This window comes from Psychrobacter sp. UBA3068, assembly GCF_002366815.1.
Classification (GTDB): Bacteria; Pseudomonadota; Gammaproteobacteria; order Pseudomonadales; family Moraxellaceae; genus Psychrobacter; species Psychrobacter namhaensis.
The window spans coordinates 42586-60624 of the sequence record NZ_DFBY01000049.1; the positions used below are offsets into that span (position 1 = coordinate 42586).

The window sequence follows — 18039 nt, forward strand, 5'->3', positions numbered from 1 at the left end:
ATTGATATGATAAATTTCGAACATACGCTCTTATTAGGTCATCGCGGTGCTCGTGGTGAGGCATTAGAAAACACACTCATAGGTTTCGAGCACGCTCAACGTCTGAAGGCTCACGGCTTAACGGGGGTGGAGTTTGATGTGCAATTAAGCGCCGATGGCCACTTAGTTGTGTTTCATGATGATGACTTAGCGCGTATGTGCGGAGAGCAATCACGCCTTGATCAATTAAGTGTTGCTGAGATTCAACGTCATCGACAACTCGATCATCAAATTGCGACATTGGCTAGCATAGCGCCCGTATTAAATGGTTTTACGTATATTGAGCTTGAGATTAAAACCCATGGCCGCACTGATTACGGCAAACTCATTAGCGCACTGAGCCAAGACTTAGTTGACAGCCCATTGGCCAACTTACCTATTGTCCTAACCAGCTTTGATGTCGAGCTACACGCACGGCTACAGCGCAGCAAACTATTAAGTCATGTCCCTCGTGGCTTGTTGATTCGCACTCCTGAGACTTTGGTAATTGCGTCCAACACTGCCCTACAACTTGGTTGTGCCCAGTTGGGTATTCATTACCCTCTGCTAAGCCAGTCGGTCATAGAACGTAGCCATCGTTATGGTCTGCCAGTGAGTGCTTGGACGGTCAATGATATCGATACCATTAAGCAGCTCATCAGATGGCAAGCTGACGTCATTATCACTGATTATCCTCGTCACTTATTACTGGATTGAAAAACTTGTCTAGCCTTTTATTTACTTGAGAGGCTCTACATATCTATAGTGTTACTTACACTTTTACCCCCTGCCTGATAAGTCACCCGATATTTTTGTCAAAACATTCTATAATCCATACAAGTTATTGTTATTTAGCAATATTTTTATAGTGTATAAGTGTTCACTTTATTGGTTTTTTAAGGTACTATATAGGCTTAAATTAATACCGCTAGGGATATTATATGATTGCAAAAAAAGCACTTGGCTTCCCGCTTAAAGGCTTACGTTTCGCTATCAAATCTGGTGACACGCTTGTAAAAGCCGCCAGCGTTCAAGTCACACGCTTTAAAACACGTTTTGACGAGAATAAAACGAAAAGCTCACTCGATGAGCAACCTGTGGCTAAACGCAACTACGCGCACGCTGCCGGACAAGTTGACGTCTCTCCCAAAGAAGAGAGCCTTGACATGCGCGAGTTTGAATTTACGAAGGCACCCATCAACTGGATTCCAGCGACAATCTTGGTAGCCACGCCTATTGCTGCCGCTATCATTACGCCTTGGTACTTATTTACTCATGAGGTTAGCGCGCCAGTGTGGGGTGTATTTGGCGCCTTTATGGTGTGGACGGGCATCAGCATCACAGCGGGCTATCACCGCCTACTGTCGCATCGTGCGTATAAAGCGCATCCAGTGGTAAAAAACTTCTTGTTACTTGGCTCTACCTTAGCGGTGCAGGGTTCTGCATTTGACTGGGTATCTGGTCACCGTAGTCACCATCGTCATGTTGATGATCGCTTAGACGATCCTTATTCAGCGAAGCGTGGCTTTTGGTTTAGTCACATTGGTTGGATGCTACGCAATTATCCTAGTGGTAAGTTTGACTACAAAAACATCCCTGATCTGACCAAAGACAAAGTGCTACAAATTCAGCATAAGTACTATGGTTTATGGGTATTGGCAACGAACGTCGCTATGGTCGCGGCAGTTGGTTGGTTAATCGGTGACGTTTGGGGTACGTTAGTCTTAGCAGGTCTACTACGTCTGGTACTAACGCATCACTTTACTTTCTTTATTAACTCGCTATGCCACATGTTTGGTACGCGTCCTTATACCGATACCAACAGCGCCCGTGATAATTTCTTCTTAGCCATCTTTACTTGGGGTGAGGGTTATCATAACTACCATCATTTCTTCCAATATGATTATCGTAACGGCGTAAAATGGTGGCAGTATGACCCTACTAAGTGGTTGATTGCAGGCTTATCAAAGTTTGGCCTAACCACTGAGTTACGTACGGTTGATGATACGACTATTAAGCATGCCGAAGTGCAAATGCAATTCAAAAAAGCACAACAGCAGATTGAAACAGCAGCAGTGAGTGGTCTTGATCTGCCTCATGCAATGAAAAGCTTCCAAGATCGTATCAAGTTTGAATATGATGCCTTCACTCAAACTGTGGAAGAGTGGCAAGCGCTAAAAGCCAAAACCATTGAGCTAAAAAAGACAGAGTTTGCTGATCGCATACATGAGGTTGATGACAAGTTAAAGCATGACTATGCCAAGATTGAACAAAAAATACTTGAGCATAACAGCAATCTAAAAACCGCGTTTCGCTCTATTGGCCAAAATACCAAAGCCGCTTAAACGCCAACGACTTGTGAACAGTTCATATTCCGTATTGTGACGTTATCCCTCCCTCTATCCGTAACAGATAGAGGGATTTTTTTATGTCATTTATAATAGGCTATGAGCCGTGTCCTTTCACTCATTACCTTTCAAAAATATGAGGCGCAAGGAAAATGAGGGTAAGTCCTATATTTAGTAGACTAAGCAAGTTTGACCCTGCTAGTCGTATTTTTTGGGTGGGGTGTAAAACAGCTGAGCACGCCTGGTTTACAAGAGATGGACAGAGTGACACGATGCGCTACGAAGGCTGTGCTATAGTGACTTCATTAATCAATATTAGATCTCAATGGGAGCTGTGTATGCGCTATCAAAACACCTACGTTAATTTGGACACGCGCCTTTATCATGAGCAGCCACCGACACCATTGGACAATCCACGTGCAGGTCACTTCAACACACCGCTTGCACAGCAATTGGGCTGGGCAGATGACGACGAGTTAATGGCGCGCTGGGTTGATATTCTTGGTGGTCAATATGTACCTACCGCGTTTAAACCACTGGCCATGGCCTATGCTGGTCACCAATTTGGACAATGGGCGGGACAACTGGGTGACGGACGCGGCTTGTTAATGGCTCAAGTACTCGATAACAACGACCAATTGCAGGATTTGCACCTTAAAGGTATTGGTCTAACCCCCTACTCACGGATGGGGGATGGCCGCGCGGTGCTGCGTAGTACCATCCGCGAGTACTTGTGTGGACACGCGCTCACCCAGCTTGGTATTCCCTCCTCCAACGCCTTGGGGTTTGTCGTCTCCGATACGAAAGTACGCCGCGAGCGAATGGAAGCAGGCGCCGCCTTGATGCGTGTGGCTGACAGTCATATCCGCCTTGGTCATGTGGAATGGATTACCAGCTTTGCGCCAGATTTGCTCAGTGAATTTACCGACTATATGATTGATACTTACTATCCCAAGTGCCGTGATAGTAAAGCGCCAGTATTAGCGTTTTTGACCGCCGTGGTGGAACGTACGGCGCGTATGATTGCTGACTGGCAGCTGATTGGCTTCGCTCATGGCGTGATGAACACAGATAACTTATCCATCACGGGAAGTACCTTAGACTTTGGCCCCTTTGGGTTTATGGAGCGCTTTAATCCTGCTTGGATCAACAATCACTCTGACCATACAGGACGCTATGCGTATCAAAACCAGCCCGCTATCGGTCATTGGAACCTCAATATCTGGCTGCCGCACTTTATGCGTCTAGAAGAGGTTACTCGTGATGGTCTATCAGATTGCTTGGCACCTTACGAAGCGACCTTTATGCAGCACTATCAGCAAGGGCTGTGCCGCAAGCTTGGACTGCCACATGAGAAGGATAGCTTAACGTTGGCCTTTGAATGGTTGACACTGTTAGAAGACAACTTACTGGATTATACCAATAGTTTTAGGGCGCTATTGGGTCTTATAGCGCCTGATGAGCATCCTTATGAGCAGCAGCTGCTGGCAACGATGACAGCGGAGCTCGATCAAAAAGCACAAAAAGTGTGGCAAGACTGGTCAATCAGTTATTTGGCACAAATAGAGCTTGTATCTTTTGAACAAGCTATCAATGATATGAGAGCCAATAATCCTGTTTATGTCTTGCGTAACAGTATGGCACAGCGAGCGATTACTGCCGCCGAACAAGGTCAATTTGAAGAAGTAAATCGGGTGTTTAATTTACTGGCTGACCCTTATCAGGTACAAGACATCGCCACCGAGCTTGATAGTACCCCGCCTACGCCTAACGCCCCGCAAATGCCGATTAGCTGCTCGTCTTAGTAAACTGCGATAGTATTTGGAAACATTGTGAAATTAGGGTTGCTATATAGCCGTATTATTTGGCATTATCAACTAGCTAAATAATGAATATCATTTTATTATATTATTCGCAGATTTCACCGCTGTTGACTAGGCAGTGAATTGCCAATAATGCTAGAATAACGGTTTTTGTAGCATTGTTTTTTGACTTGATATTTAATCGCCGATTATTACTTCTTTTAGTGTCTTTGTACCCTTTGATTTTATCATTCGATGATTTGGATGAGGGTGAGACATTATTTTTTTATCACCATTTACTTTATTCCAATTTATTCCAACCATGGCAATTATTATGAATGACGATACCACTTTGAATACGGACACCCTTAGTACAGAAAAAGAGCAGTTTGAACAAGCTGCCTTACATTACCATGAGTTCCCACGCCCAGGTAAAATATCAGTTACCCCTATCAAGCAGCTGGCCAACCAGCGCGATTTAGCACTGGCCTACTCACCAGGTGTGGCAGTGCCTTGTCTTGAGATTGAAAGAGACCCAACACTCGCGTCTAAATATACCGCTCGTAGTAACTTGGTTGGGGTGATCACCAATGGTACTGCCGTATTGGGTTTGGGTAATATTGGCCCATTGGCGTCAAAACCCGTCATGGAAGGTAAAGGTGTCCTGTTCAAAAAATTCGCAGGTATCGACGTTTTTGACATTGAAATTGCCCAAAACGATCCAGATAAGTTCATCGAAGCCGTTGCGTCTCTTGAGCCGACTTTTGGTGGCATTAACTTAGAAGACATCAAAGCGCCAGAGTGTTTTAAAATCGAGCGTGAGCTGCGTGAACGCATGAACATTCCAGTGTTCCACGACGACCAACATGGTACCTCAATTATTGTTGCGGCGGCGATGCTCAATGCTTTATTGATTACTGGCAAAAAAATTGAAGAGATTAAAATTGTCTGTTCAGGCGCAGGTGCGGCAGCCATTTCTTGTCTAGATATTATCTGTGCGCTTGGCGTTGATAAAAACAATATCTTTGTTTCAGACTCACGCGGTATTATTAGCACCAGCCGTGAAAACCTTGATGAAACCAAACAGCGCTATGCGCGCGATACAACTGCGACGACGATTGAAGAAGTCATGGACGATGTTGATATGTTCCTAGGACTATCAATGCCAGGCACTTTGTCTGAAGATATGGTTCGCCGTATGGCAAAAGACCCTATCGTCTTTGCTTTGGCTAACCCAACCCCTGAAATCATGCCAGAGCTGGCACATGCTGTCCGTCCAGACGTTATCATGGCGACAGGTCGCTCAGACTATCCAAACCAAGTAAACAACGCCTTATGCTTCCCTTATATCTTCCGCGGTGCATTAGATGTTGGTGCAACAACGGTTAACGAAGAGATGAAAGTGGCTTGCGTAAAAGCAATCGCTGCTATGGCACACGTTGAGGCGACACCAACCACCAACGTTAGAAACATCGAAAAAATGCAAAGTTTTGGTCGCGACTACTTAATCCCAGGTCCTCTAGAGCCAAACCTAATCATCGAAATCGCTTCTGCGGTTGCTAAAGCGGCCATGGACTCAGGTGTTGCAACCTTGCCTATCGATGATCTGCAAGCGTATCGTCAGCGTTTGTCTGAGTTTGTCTATAACTCAGCGTTTGTCATGAAGCCAATCTTTGCCCGCGCCAAATCCGATCCAAAACGTATTGTTTACTGTGAAGGCGAAGACAACAATGTATTGCTTGCGGTACAAGTCGTCGTTGACGAACAGCTAGCGAAACCCATTTTGGTTGGTCGTCCTTCAGTGATTGAAGCCAATATCGAAAAACTGGGCTTGCGTCTAAAAGATGGCGTAAACATGACTGTCGTCAATCCAGATGATGACCCTCGTTATAAAGACTACTGGCAGGGTTACTACGAAAAGAACAAACGCCGCGGTGTGAGTATTGAGCTTGCCCGTCGTGATGTACGTCGTAAAACCACCTTAATTGGCTCACTGCTGGTCGATAATGGCGATGCCGATGGCATGATTTGCGGCACATTCAGTCATTATCAGCTGCACTTAGAGTACGTTCAAAGCGTTATCGATAAAAAAGCAGACGTTAATGATTTTTACGCCATGAATGCCGTACTGATGCAAGATCGTAATATCTTTATCGCTGATACTTATGTGCATGAAGATCCAACCGCCGAACAGTTGGCTGAAATGACGGTCTTGGCTGTTGACCAGTTATGTCGCTTTGGTATCACGCCACGTGTCGCGCTAGTGTCACATTCTAACTTTGGCGCTTCAAATCGTGCCAGCGCTGTCAAAATGCGTAAGGTTCACCAGTTACTGACTGATATGAATGTAGACTTTGACTTCGAAGGCGAAATGCAAGGCGATGCGGCGCTTAATGAAATTATCCGTCAAAACCATATGCCATCAAGCCCATTAAAAGGGGCGGCGAATCTGCTTATTTTACCAACGCTTGACGCCTCTAATATTGCTTTCAACTTACTTAAGACGGCAACCGGCAGTGCCTCTATTGGTCCTATCTTATTAGGTACTAGCAAGCCTGTACACATTATGACACCATCGGCTACTGCACGTGGTATCGTCAATATGACCGCTCTTGCTGTTACTGAAGCTCAGGACCTAGAAAACGAAAATTATAGTACGTCATGCGTATGATAAAATTGTGAGCGTACCATTAAGATAGGCGCTGTCATCTATTGACAGAGTCTGTCTGCTATACTAAAACCAGTCAATGCCGTTAAACAAGCATTGACTGGTTTTTTTTGATCAGTGTCCATTGGGTCAGCTCGCTCTTACTTAATAAACAGAGAATACTATGCAAATTTACCTGGTTGGTGGGGCCGTACGTGATCAACTGTTAGCGCGTCCTATTAAAGATAAAGACTTCGTTGTCGTTGGTGCCACTGTTGCAGAGATGCTTGACGCAGGGTTCCTGCAAGTGGGCGCAGATTTTCCTGTGTTTTTGCACCCTATTAGCCATGAAGAATACGCACTGGCACGCACGGAGCGCAAGCAAGGAGTTGGGTATCAAGGCTTTAGTGTGCATGCTAGTCCTGACGTCAGCCTAAAAGAGGATCTACAACGTCGTGATTTGACGATTAATGCCATGGCCATAGAAGTGATGAGTTTAACCGATGACACGCCAGTCAATGGTGAGGTGATTGATTATTATGGCGGGTTGGCAGACATAGCAAGTAAAACATTGCGCCATGTCTCAAGTGCATTTAGCGAAGATCCCCTAAGAGTGTTGCGCACCGCCCGCTTCTATAGCCGTTATTATGACTTGGGGTTTACCATCGCTGATGAAACCTTAACCTTGATGCGCCAGTTGGTTAGCTCTGGGGAACTTACGCATTTGAGTGCGGAGCGGATTTGGCAAGAGTCGAGCCGCGCAACCATGCAGCTATCGCCTCATGTGTATTGGCAGCAGCTATTTAGCATTGGCGCGCTCACAGAGTATTTTGCGCCATTGCACCATGCTTGGGACAATGACCACATACGAGAAACGGTGCAGACAGCTCTATATTTTTCTGGCCAGATGCAACTAAACTTATCACAACGTTGGGCGCTATTGATGGCTAGTCTCAACGCAGATTTATTTAATGTGAGACATGCAGACTCAAACCCTCATGTAACCACGACTGTGACAGGTATTAACGAGATAGGCACTACTGCCAAAGTACCAAAAGTCCAAACGCAATTTGCCAATTTATTCGTTCAACAGGCCAACAAACTAAGCGCCATCAACAGTCTTAGTGCTGCGGAAAAAATTGACCTCATACAAGCGTGCGGTGCTCATAAAGAACCTGAAAAGCTCTCACAACTACTCGTGACCAGCCATGCCTTACAGCTGGCCATACAGCACCGACAGATGATGATAGCGTTAGGCAGTTTTCACGCTATCAGTATGCAAGACATTGCGCCAGACCTAAAAGGCCCAGCAATTGGCGAGGCGTTACGATGCGCCAGAATTGAACATTTACAGGCACAAAACTCATATTAACAACCATTTAAAAAAACAAACTCACAATGACTGTGACTACAAAGATTGATACTGCTCGATCAGGCGAGACTGAGACAGCTGGTTTTGATAAAAAATATCTTTGATACGATCATCTTTTACTTGAAAAATCGAAAAAATCAGGTATCATTGTGCGTCTAACGTTAGGGCCCATAGCTCAGTTGGTTAGAGCAGAGGACTCATAATCCTTTGGTCGTAGGTTCAAGTCCTACTGGGCCCACCATATAAAAGCTATACCATTAAAGACTTACAAGAGATTGTAGGTCTTTTTTATTGCCTGCTATTTTTTGTCAGCTAGTAAAAAGTAATCAAATAGTAATCGATATTGAGAATTTTAAAGTAGATCAGACCAAATTTCAGACATAAAAAAGAGCCCCACCGATTAAGGCAGGGCTTATTTAGTTATAGTTAATCAAGCGTACTTACCATAAGCCTGTCTTAGTTTTTCGTCATAATTGTTCTTAGCATACGCTTTGCCATTATAACCACGCGCAAACCCAGCCCAGTCATGGCGCTGTAGCTCATCAACCAAGTTATTAACCTTGATATAACGGATCATAGCCTCTAATTGCTTGGCTTCACTTTCATACATGTCGTTGATGAATGATTGCAGGGAGGGATAACCCAGCGCCTCCCAGTGGTAACCCATAACTTGCCCGATGCCCCATGATGCAGATTGCAATGCAATATCTCGGTTGTAGCTTGTTGCAATGCGTAGCTTGTCATGCTGCTCACTAAAGCGACCGTAGCCGCCTGAGATGGGATTACAAATACGTGGATGCTTGGCCAAGATACGCAAACGCCAAGTAAACCATCTGATGGCGCCTAGCTGCTGCCAAAACTTATGACGCTCGAATAAGATAGCTGGTTCGCCAGTACTGAAAAACCCGCTGGACCGCGCCTCAACCTCAATAACTGCTTTTAGCGCTGCGTACTCGATACCAGCTTCGTTAGCAGCTTCTTTGATCTGCTGCTCTGTCAGTGTTTTACTCATATTTTCCTCCAGGCATAAAAAAGCCCCAAAATTGGGGCCATGTTTAGTGCTGATTATTATTTATCTGCAATGCGTAGCGCGTAATGCAGAGCGTTGAGTGCGAGTAGACCACGTCGGTAATGGCTTGGTTTGACATACGGTTGGACAATCTCGCTATTTTTAATAGCAATATTTGTCAGCTGACGGGCTGTTTTGATTAAATTAAATCGCATGATTTGCTCCTGTTATTTGCCAAAAATCGCAAACGCTGCGTCTTTGACCTCTTTGATGATTGCGGATAATGGTTTGCCCTGCCATAGCGCAACTGCCTGATACACGATGCCGATTGCCAACATGCCAAAAACCGCCCACACGAGCATGATTGCCCCATGTGTCATGACGCTATAATCCTGATAACCCATAATCTCTATATGCGCTGCACCGCCAAACAGCGAGATAGTGACAGCGATAGTAAACTTGATTATCACTGCCATATTGATTTTGATTTTCGCGTCCGTGCCGATGTCTCCTGATAGCATCAAACCAAAAACTGCTCCAATGACAGCAGCAAAAACTTTGGGCAGAAACACCAAAAGCTTTAATAATATAATGTCCCAGAACGGGGTGTTGTTTGGCATTGTCTCTCCTCAAATTTTTTCGATAAAAAAACCACTCGAGTGAGCGGCTAGTAACCTGCGATTGCTTTACTGTCTTGTAGCTGCTGCAATAATGACATCAAAGCGTTTTCTTGGTTTTCTGCAACTTGTACCGGTACTGATGTACCGCCAAGCGTTAAATTAACGTCGATAGTTTTTATTGACCGCGGCTGACTATCAAAACGACCATACTCTTGTGTTGTGATTTGAGCCGTTGCCGTCCTCGCTGCTTCGTAATTATCGCGCTGGCGCTCGGTTTGACGCGCTCTTTCTGCAATTTCAGCAAGATAGACCGACGCTGACTTAAAGCGATTCAGATCAGCTGGGGTCATCATCTGACCATCATCAAAACCTTGCAGCTTGCCAAAATTCAAAGCTCCGCCATTAGTACCTTGCTTAGCATACAGTTTGCGCGCCTCCTCAATGGCTGCCGCCTCCGAAAGCCCCTGAGATTTCAAAAAGTTCTCAACACCTAAACGGGTGCCGAACTGATTACCTTCGACTGGTGCTTTCTCGGTTCCATAAACCCGCAAGTTTTTCAGGGTTTCGTCACCATCGGCAACCGCCTGGGCTTCTTTGACTGCTTTAATCTTAGCTTGCAACTTATCGTAAGCAGATGATGCCTCATTTGCAGCGCGTACCATAGCATTACCTGCACCACCTGCACTGCTAGATATGCCGTCGTAAGCCGTGCTAATGTTGTTTACTGAGCGAGTGACATTATCGTTTGCCGTCTTGGCTTGCCCCATTTTTTCAAATGTGACACGGCCCTGCTCATCAACCGCAACCGTAACTCCTCGTTCGGCCGCCATGCGTTTAGTGACAGCATCAATCACACCACCATTGGCTGCAATGTTGGCTTTTGCTGTCTTCTCAAACGACTCCTCTAGCTGTTGCGCTGTAGCCTGGCCGTCTCTTTTGACGATATTGTAAGCGTCAGTGTAGGCGCCTGCGTCTTTTGCTAATTCCTCACGAGTTTTTAAACCCAATAAGCCGTAAGCCTCAGTCACGCCATTAATACCGTCCTTGAGTATGTCCGCTCGGTTTTGCACTCCCTCCAAGCCGTCCGCAAGCTCTTGGCCAGTTATCTTGCCCTCTTTGTATAACTCATTCCATTTGACAATCAGGGCTTCAATCTCAACTGTATTACCGGCCTTATCGGACATTGCAGTCAATGAGTCAACGAGTGCGCCACCTGCGTCATAACCTGCTTTTTCTAAGTCATCAAAGCCACTGACAAGTTCGTCAAGGCCAGCACTAGATTTCAGAAACTCTTTTGATAGGCCAACACCAACGGCGCCTGCCAACTCGTCAATCTGTTCTTTCGTACGGCCACTAGCGACTGTTGATCTATTGAGCTGCGTTACTATAACGTTGCCAGTTTCGTCCGCTTGTACTGCCAAGCCTTGCAATGCTGCTGCTTTCTCAAGCTCGGACGTTACTATATTGCCATTCTCTGCAAGGCTCTTGGCAGCATACCTTGCAAAGTTCGCCTCAATTTCCTTGTATCGCTCATTGGCGATATTTATGCCAGCAGCAACCTCTTGGCCTGAAATCAACCCTTGGTTGCCAAGTGCGGTTAGCGAGTTGATAATGTCATCAACGGCGCCTATAGTCTCAGTCTTTGGTATCACATCAGATAGCGAATCTGCAACGCTTTTCCCCACCGCTATACCTTTAGCAGCTACCTCCGCGAAACTCTCACCCACGCCTAGATAGGCAGCCTGTACGCCTGTCGCTGACTCAATTAAAATCTCGCCCGTCTCACTGATTGACGCCCTTAGATCCTGCTGAGCAAGATCAAGCCGCATGTCATCAGTAATTATCATATCGTTAGCAGCAATCTTGGCTTGTGCTACTTTGACATACTGTTCTTGCATGGCGTCAGCTGAGTATGAGCCAGCCGCTACCATTTCATCATAAAGCTGCTTAGCGGCATCGGCAGTTTCAGCCAGTCTGTCTTGCGCGGTTTTATTTACCGCCGCCCAAGCCTTACCAGATGATGATTCAAAATCAAGCATTTGTTGCTCAGACTTTCTGTGTAGCTCATCTGCCAACCTGTACAGCTCGGCAGCTCGCTCTGAGGTCTGACCCTTTAATGCTGCAAATCCTTCTAAGATACCACCTGTTATTTGCGATATTGATCCAAAAACACTGTTGGCTAGTATTGATATACCCTTAAAGCCGTCGCTAAGTACACCTAAAGCCAAGCTGGCACCTTGCATTAAGCGTGTGAATAAACCTATCTGCCCGCTTCCTTGTTCGATGCCAATAATGGCATTTGTCATATCTCCAAGCGCGTCATAAACATCTTTGACTGTCTTAAACATATCCACAAATGTTATTAGCAGCGAGTCGAAATGGTTTTCTAGCGTTGCGATAGTTTCTGGGTCCAGATTCTTAATGGCATTACTGATCGATTGCACACCAGCCGCTAAGCGTCCCGATTGGTTGACTGTCTCATTAATACTACCAATAAACTCAAACAGTGTGTTTTTCATCAAAATTAATGAGTTACCAAACGTCAGCGGTAGCGTGTTAAATTCTTCTTGAATGACTTGTGTCTGCGAACGCACTGCATCAATAACGACTTCTGATGTCAGTTTGCCCTCACCTGCCATCTTACGCAGCTCGCCACGAGTTACGCCAAGACCATCTGCCATTGCTTGAGCGAGTCGCGGTGACTGCTCCATGATCGAGTTAAATTCCTCACCACGTAATACGCCTGACTGCAAACCTTGCACAAGCTGAATGATAGCCGCATCTGCTGACGCTGCCGTACCGCCTGATAGCTTGATGGCTTCGTTAATTGTCTTGGTAACTGATAGTATCTCTGTCTGAGCCAAACCAAGTGATGTTGACGCTTGCGTAATACGTGCAAACAACTCACCTGTATTCTCAAAGCTTGAGTAGGTTTCATTGGCGATTTGCTTGACGCCCTCAAATCCTGAAATAAAAGCAATGCCCTCACCTGTAGCAATCTTGATTCGAGATTCAAGAAGGACAAACGCATCTGCCATTTGTACGATTTCAGCAGCACCAAAGCCAAATCCAACTGCGGCCAACATGCCTTGCAGATTGCCAAACGCACCTCTTAGGTTGTTGACGCCACCACTTAGTTTTTTGGTGCTAGCATCGGTGCGCTGTATCTGATTGTCAGCACCGCGCAGTTCTTGCTCAAGTCTTTGTATTTGTGCTTGCGCGGCTCTTGTGACTCGCTCAATCTCAGCAGCAGGGCGACCAGAGTTGTTTTGAAAGTTAGTTAGTGAGCGACTAATTTGGTCAATCTCACCGCGTATCGTATCTGGTACGCGCACGTTTGCCATGCGGTAGATAGCATTACGCGCACTATCAGCTGTGGCGCTAGCGCGGTTCATTGAACCTGACAACTCATTAGCAAGGCTTGTACTGGCTGATTTTGCCTCATTCAGCTCTTGCTGCAATCGATTAACCCTAGCAGTGGCTTGCTCGATTTGTTCGGGTGATGCGTCAGTCTGTCCGAGCCTTGTAGCTTCTAGTCTTGCGTTGACCAACTCTTGATCCAGTCGTCCGACTTGCTGCGCTGCTGCACGCATTGCCGCTTCAACCTGCTCACCTGACAAGCTCGCACCAGCCCCCATCTGCCTGAGCTGGTCAGCTGTGGCGCGTATCTCGGCAGTTAGTCGGCTAGCATCAACATTGCCTAGCTCGGTAAGCATCCTGTCAGCGCGTTCGGTATCAGTAACCATCTGATCGACATTGCGCTGCACTGACTGAGCATATTGCGTAAATTTATCACGCGCTTGATTGATGCCACTATTAAACTGCTCATTGAGCACGCGTAGCTGTACGCTAAAATCTAAATCACCTGCCATATGGCGCACCTCAAATTATGGACATAAAAAAAGCCCACCAATTAGGTGAGCTTGTTGATTTATTTGTTGTTTATTTAAAGGCGCTTGCCCTGTCAGGCTTTGGCAGCTTACCGGCTTTAATATGTCTCTCACTAATGTGATAGCGGTTTAAGCTATCACAATCAACAAAAACAACTGGCTTTTTACCTGCTGTGCTTTTGTTTTCTGACAATCCGGCATAGTGCACCACTTCATTTGGCGCTTTTCTGCCAACTAAATGCACAGCCTTATCTAGTAATTGGTTGATACGATCAAAACCATCATCGCCCCAAACCTTGTGAGATTTCGGCCACTCTTTTAGCGTCATGTAATTTATGTCTATCATAATCAAGCCTTGTTTTATTTAGTGCTCCAAACCACATTGCGAGCAGGTCTTCTTGCCACCAATTTTTTTGGTAAAAATATGCCAAATCATAGTAATCAGCAAAAACCACAGCCACAATGTACCTGTGATGATTATCAATACAAGATGCATCAGCCAACTTAGTTTTTTGGTTTCTTTGTAGTGCATTGTTCTCTTTTGACAGTTTGGGCAAAACTCCAAACTCTGCTCAACAACCTTAGCCATGTCATTACTCGCCTGTAAACGCCATTTTATCCTCATCATACCCTCTAAAATTGAACTCAGATTCAACATCGTCAGACAATCCCACGATAGGTAGATAGATGGTGGCGCTGTTAGATCGCGTGGTTTTATCGAATAATTCAGCAGATATTTGGTCATTTGCTGGCGTTAACACACCATCAACTCGCTGTAAGAAATTATAAGATGATATGCCGCCATTAAATTTAATTCTTATTTGGCAGCCCGGAGTACATTTAACCTCCTCAGGCGCAAAGATAGTGAATCTTTTTGATATCGTACCCACTGCCATTTTTCGTTTTTCCAACTCAATCCATGATCGTTGATTGAGATTTGGAAACTGAGGCACAGTGTACGTGTTTGTAGCATCTATTCTAGCGGTTAATGAAAAAACGCCCTCAGCATTACTTACGCTGCCGTACTTCCAGTTGCCGTCATCTTTAGAACCACCAGACCCTATAGTGCCGCCTGCCCCAATAGTTCCGCCATTACCATCACTTACTTGTGGTGGCAGGCTATCGTAACCCCCGCCGCACGCGCTTAGCGCCAACGTCAAACCTATCGCTACTAATGCTTTCATAGCCCATCACCAAAATAGTATTTACTCAATCTTAGTTGATTGTACTTTGTTGCGCTAGTCTTTCATAAACTCTTTCCAGCCTTTTGCGTCTGTTTGTGATACTCTCATCGCGATAGCCATGTCTTTGATGCGCTGTTGATGATCTTTAGCAAATGCTTTAGATAGCCCCCACCATTCACCAAAGCACATATCTAAGACATCGGATTCTCGGAGTCCGATTTTGTAGAATGGAAGTAAGCTGTCGAACCAAGTAAAGCCAGTTGTGCCCCCAGTTGTTTTAGGGGTGTGAAAATCTGACGCATAAAAAAATCGCCACTATGGGCGACGACCTCCTGCATCACTGTGAGCATTTCAAGCGGTTCAAGCTCTCGGTAAAAAGTGGGCGTTTGATCTGTCAATACCGATGCCAGTATGACTGTTTCGTCTGTATAGCCGCCAATCAAGGCCAATAATTCACTCTCAGGCAAGCCCTTATTTGCTTTTACGATACGCTCAAACTCAGCGACAAAGGGCGTAAATGCTCGTGTCACTTCGTTTAGGTTCTTAACCTTGACGCGCTTAACGCCAATATCTTTTTTTTGCTTTTCTAGTTTCTTCGTGTCTTGATTCCAAACGCTGTACGTCAGCTCAAAGCTGTAATCAATGTCATCTGTCTTGTCTGTCATGCTATACCTCTATTTCAACGAATGGCAGGTCAGGCGCTTCACTGACTATCTGACCATCTCTGATGAATACCTTTGATTGCAGCTCATAAGCTGCGCTTGATTGGACTACCGTATTGCCGCCACCTTGCATGGTGACGGTATAGCTTGAGCCGTTACGATCAATGACGGTTGCTAGTTGCTTAGCGCCCTGCTCAGTGACGTTTTTAAATAGCTGCCATAGGTTGCCGCTTGCCATTAGACAATCTCCTTGTCAAAGTGCCTTTCAACATCAATAGACTGGTCAATCTCTAACGCTCGATTGCTCGATAGACGACCTGTGATAGTCGTACCGCGCACCATGCCAATCCATGATTCACCATCATTAACGCCGATTAGTGTAGATGGCTTTAACACACCTATATCAGCGATTAGCGGCATTGAGATACCGATGTTACCAATATCGCCAGTATCACTGAGTATCGCTTTACCACGACTGATAGCGGCCACTTGGTCAGTCATTAAGTCGCTTGTGACCATTGGTGGCTGATAACCACCACTGGTACCAGTGCGTTTGACCAATGCACCAATACCGTTGTCGTTCTCTCCGTACAGTGTCACGCCATTGTACGCAGGCTTATTGACGCGCCCACGGCTGCGACTGGTAATTAGTGACATTGGCAAGGTCAATAATGGTGTCTGATCGCTCCATTCCCATGATGGGACCGGATAGTTAGCAAGCACATGGATTATATCCTCGCTCATATGAGCATTGATAAAGCCACCTGCTGCCTCAGCAATCCACTGCAATGAGTTGATAGGCGTCTTGTTTGAGTAGCTGTAAGTATTGGCTGGTACATTCCAACCGTTAACTCCGGCAAGCTGCCAATCAAGCGTAAATCCTGACGGTACACCGCCACGGTTAAGCTCGTCCTCTGCAATCTGTCTAGCACTCATGGCCGTGTCGTACTTAAAGCCACGCTGTGATGAATACGGACTCGCTAACAGCATTGCTCGCGACTTGCCTTTGATCGTTAAGCTACTCTCACCAAACTGGATGCTATCCTCGCAACCATCTAAGATGAATCGCCATAGATTGCCATTACAGACGAAATCAACACCTATCTGCGGCTCTCGTGCTGTATCGACTTTTGATAGCTCTGACAGTGGGACAGTCGCACTAAATGACCATGTGTAGCTGTTGCTATCAATGCCCACGCTAAAGCCTAGCAGCTTAATCTCACGCCCATCATCGGAGCGCGTTAATGACACACTGTTTGTCACAAATATAACTCCTGTTTGGGGCTGCGGCTCAGCACCGTCACTCTCTTTAGCCGTTAATATTAGATAGCCGTAAACATCAACATCAATTTCATGTATTGATAGTTTAGTGCGTGGCGATTGACTCTTTGGCGCACACAGCACAACATCAAGCGTTAACGTTGGCGCTGTTAGCTGCTCTTTAAGTATGACTGTCTGCCACAGAGGAGGCGGCAAGTAACCAACAACCCAAGACGGTAATTTTGCTGTATCAATCAGATTGCGATATTGATACCCTGCTAATTTACTCAGCTCAAAACCTTGGCTGCGAATAATCGCATCAAGATAGCTGTATTCGCCTTGCATTTTGCGCTCAGTTTGACGTGCAAGCATCGCCTCAAAGCTGTACCAGTTGCTATGGCTTGCTTTTTTAGCAGTCTCGGTTTTTAGCTGTGACTTAGTGTCTACAAAGTTTTGCGACTCGTATAACTGCTTACTATCTGTGCTAACTCGCTTCGCGCTCTCAGATAGCAGCTGCGCGTCTGTTGATAGCTTAATATTAGCCTCAAACTGAGACTGGCTATCTGTTGTTAGTAGTTTTGCCGACTCTCTATCATCTGACGCACTGACCGCTGTTAATTTATTGCTCTCAAAACCGCCTGACCTATCCATACCCTGTAATTTTGAGTGCTGAATATTACTGGATTTATCTAACATAGCGCCGCGAAATACGTTGGGGTCATAATGCCCGATAATCTCAGACTGCACATTGATGTCAGCGTACGTATCAATACTAATACCGACAACAAACGCTGTCACATTTAGGGATAGCTCAGGCTGTACTACAATCGTGCTGTCTAGCGTGACGTAGCGCGGTTCAGGTGTATTTGAGCTTAACTCAATACCGCCACCAACTGTTACCACGCCATCAAGACCGACAAAAACATCTTTGTCTATCTCGGATTGCGGGCGACACAAAACCACATCGCGTATTTGAGATGATGCGCCAAAAATATCCTCAACCAACACAATCTCGGCTGATAACGGCGGCGGTGTATAGCCGTTTGACTCACCGCCAGTTACAGATAGCGATATATCGCTACTGACAGTGATCGTGCTGTCAATCGTAATTGACATATCATCAATTGGCGCACACAGCACCACGTCAAGCTCAGACAGCGGCTCAGTTTGTTGCGGCAACACAACATCAAGTGATAAATCTGGGGCCATGTATGTCATACGTAAACC

The 18039-nt window shown here is 45.7% G+C and carries 15 protein-coding genes and 1 tRNA gene; 6 read left to right on the plus strand and 10 right to left on the minus strand.

Going from position 1 to position 18039, the window contains the following annotated elements; genetic code table 11:
• Window positions 1–6 precede the first annotated feature (6 nt).
• The 6 genes from B2P60_RS11935 (at window position 7) to B2P60_RS11960 (ending at window position 8428) form a co-directional block, all read left to right on the plus strand.
• Window positions 7–735 carry a glycerophosphodiester phosphodiesterase gene (locus tag B2P60_RS11935; RefSeq protein ID WP_286741561.1) on the plus strand — a complete coding sequence of 243 codons (729 nt, stop codon included), beginning with the start codon at window positions 7–9 and terminating at the stop codon, window positions 733–735.
• A 449-nt stretch (window positions 736–1184) separates the two neighbouring features.
• Window positions 1185–2363: an acyl-CoA desaturase gene (locus tag B2P60_RS11940; RefSeq protein ID WP_286741648.1), complete on the plus strand. Its 1179-nt coding sequence runs from the start codon at window positions 1185–1187 to the stop codon at window positions 2361–2363.
• A 341-nt stretch (window positions 2364–2704) separates the two neighbouring features.
• Window positions 2705–4171 (plus strand): protein adenylyltransferase SelO, encoded by a 1467-nt coding sequence (locus tag B2P60_RS11945; protein ID WP_286741563.1) that lies wholly within the window; start codon window positions 2705–2707, stop codon window positions 4169–4171.
• A 331-nt stretch (window positions 4172–4502) separates the two neighbouring features.
• Window positions 4503–6839 (plus strand): NADP-dependent malic enzyme, encoded by a 2337-nt coding sequence (locus B2P60_RS11950; protein WP_193006977.1) that lies wholly within the window; start codon window positions 4503–4505, stop codon window positions 6837–6839.
• A 160-nt stretch (window positions 6840–6999) separates the two neighbouring features.
• The gene (locus B2P60_RS11955) at window positions 7000–8187 is read left to right on the plus strand and encodes a tRNA nucleotidyltransferase (RefSeq protein ID WP_286741565.1); all 1188 of its coding nucleotides are present in this window, start codon (window positions 7000–7002) and stop codon (window positions 8185–8187) included.
• A gap of 164 nt (window positions 8188–8351) precedes the next feature.
• Window positions 8352–8428 (plus strand) — tRNA-Ile (locus tag B2P60_RS11960).
• Window positions 8429–8617: 189 nt separating this feature from the next.
• Here B2P60_RS11960 and B2P60_RS11965 read toward each other — a convergent pair.
• The 10 genes from B2P60_RS11965 to B2P60_RS12010 form a co-directional block, all read right to left on the minus strand.
• Window positions 8618–9199, minus strand: coding sequence for an N-acetylmuramidase family protein (locus B2P60_RS11965; protein ID WP_286741566.1), 582 nt, complete (start codon window positions 9197–9199; stop codon window positions 8618–8620).
• A 56-nt stretch (window positions 9200–9255) separates the two neighbouring features.
• The gene (locus tag B2P60_RS11970; RefSeq protein ID WP_286741568.1) at window positions 9256–9411 is read right to left on the minus strand and encodes a hypothetical protein; all 156 of its coding nucleotides are present in this window, start codon (window positions 9409–9411) and stop codon (window positions 9256–9258) included.
• Between the two features lie 12 nt (window positions 9412–9423).
• Window positions 9424–9816 (minus strand): hypothetical protein, encoded by a 393-nt coding sequence (locus B2P60_RS11975; protein ID WP_286741570.1) that lies wholly within the window; start codon window positions 9814–9816, stop codon window positions 9424–9426.
• Between the two features lie 47 nt (window positions 9817–9863).
• Window positions 9864–13688: a tape measure protein gene (locus tag B2P60_RS11980; protein WP_286741571.1), complete on the minus strand. Its 3825-nt coding sequence runs from the start codon at window positions 13686–13688 to the stop codon at window positions 9864–9866.
• A gap of 70 nt (window positions 13689–13758) precedes the next feature.
• Entirely contained in the window at window positions 13759–14052 is a 294-nt protein-coding gene (locus B2P60_RS11985; protein ID WP_286741572.1) for a hypothetical protein, read from the minus strand.
• 247 nt (window positions 14053–14299) lie between these two features.
• On the minus strand, window positions 14300–14890 hold the full coding sequence (locus B2P60_RS11990) for a hypothetical protein (protein ID WP_286741573.1): 591 nt from the start codon (window positions 14888–14890) through the stop codon (window positions 14300–14302).
• A 54-nt stretch (window positions 14891–14944) separates the two neighbouring features.
• Window positions 14945–15079: a hypothetical protein gene (locus tag B2P60_RS11995; protein ID WP_286741575.1), complete on the minus strand. Its 135-nt coding sequence runs from the start codon at window positions 15077–15079 to the stop codon at window positions 14945–14947.
• A gap of 2 nt (window positions 15080–15081) precedes the next feature.
• Window positions 15082–15555 carry a hypothetical protein gene (locus tag B2P60_RS12000; protein ID WP_286741576.1) on the minus strand — a complete coding sequence of 158 codons (474 nt, stop codon included), beginning with the start codon at window positions 15553–15555 and terminating at the stop codon, window positions 15082–15084.
• A 1-nt stretch (window position 15556) separates the two neighbouring features.
• Window positions 15557–15790, minus strand: a complete 234-nt coding sequence (locus tag B2P60_RS12005; protein WP_286741577.1) for a hypothetical protein — start codon at window positions 15788–15790, stop codon at window positions 15557–15559.
• On the minus strand, window positions 15790–18030 hold the full coding sequence (locus B2P60_RS12010) for a hypothetical protein (protein WP_286741579.1): 2241 nt from the start codon (window positions 18028–18030) through the stop codon (window positions 15790–15792). The genes B2P60_RS12005 and B2P60_RS12010 overlap by 1 nt, the downstream gene beginning before the upstream one ends.
• Window positions 18031–18039: the final 9 nt, after the last annotated feature.

Excerpts from the sequence above, each read along its gene's own strand:
- B2P60_RS12005 (WP_286741577.1), bottom strand. The coding sequence starts at position 15,790 with ATGGCAAGCGGCAACCTATGGCAGCTATTTAAAAACGTCACTGAGCAG.
- B2P60_RS11980 (WP_286741571.1), bottom strand. The coding sequence starts at position 13,688 with ATGGCAGGTGATTTAGATTTTAGCGTACAGCTACGCGTGCTCAATGAG.
- B2P60_RS11970 (WP_286741568.1), bottom strand. The coding sequence starts at position 9,411 with ATGCGATTTAATTTAATCAAAACAGCCCGTCAGCTGACAAATATTGCT.
- B2P60_RS11995 (WP_286741575.1), bottom strand. The coding sequence starts at position 15,079 with ATGTGCTTTGGTGAATGGTGGGGGCTATCTAAAGCATTTGCTAAAGAT.
- B2P60_RS11945 (WP_286741563.1), top strand. The coding sequence starts at position 2,705 with ATGCGCTATCAAAACACCTACGTTAATTTGGACACGCGCCTTTATCAT.
- B2P60_RS11955 (WP_286741565.1), top strand. The coding sequence starts at position 7,000 with ATGCAAATTTACCTGGTTGGTGGGGCCGTACGTGATCAACTGTTAGCG.
- B2P60_RS11940 (WP_286741648.1), top strand. The coding sequence starts at position 1,185 with ATGCGCGAGTTTGAATTTACGAAGGCACCCATCAACTGGATTCCAGCG.
- B2P60_RS11985 (WP_286741572.1), bottom strand. The coding sequence starts at position 14,052 with ATGATAGACATAAATTACATGACGCTAAAAGAGTGGCCGAAATCTCAC.
- B2P60_RS12000 (WP_286741576.1), bottom strand. The coding sequence starts at position 15,555 with ATGACAGACAAGACAGATGACATTGATTACAGCTTTGAGCTGACGTAC.
- B2P60_RS11965 (WP_286741566.1), bottom strand. The coding sequence starts at position 9,199 with ATGAGTAAAACACTGACAGAGCAGCAGATCAAAGAAGCTGCTAACGAA.
- B2P60_RS12010 (WP_286741579.1), bottom strand. The coding sequence starts at position 18,030 with ATGACATACATGGCCCCAGATTTATCACTTGATGTTGTGTTGCCGCAA.
- B2P60_RS11975 (WP_286741570.1), bottom strand. The coding sequence starts at position 9,816 with ATGCCAAACAACACCCCGTTCTGGGACATTATATTATTAAAGCTTTTG.
- B2P60_RS11990 (WP_286741573.1), bottom strand. The coding sequence starts at position 14,890 with ATGAAAGCATTAGTAGCGATAGGTTTGACGTTGGCGCTAAGCGCGTGC.
- B2P60_RS11935 (WP_286741561.1), top strand. The coding sequence starts at position 7 with ATGATAAATTTCGAACATACGCTCTTATTAGGTCATCGCGGTGCTCGT.
- B2P60_RS11950 (WP_193006977.1), top strand. The coding sequence starts at position 4,503 with ATGAATGACGATACCACTTTGAATACGGACACCCTTAGTACAGAAAAA.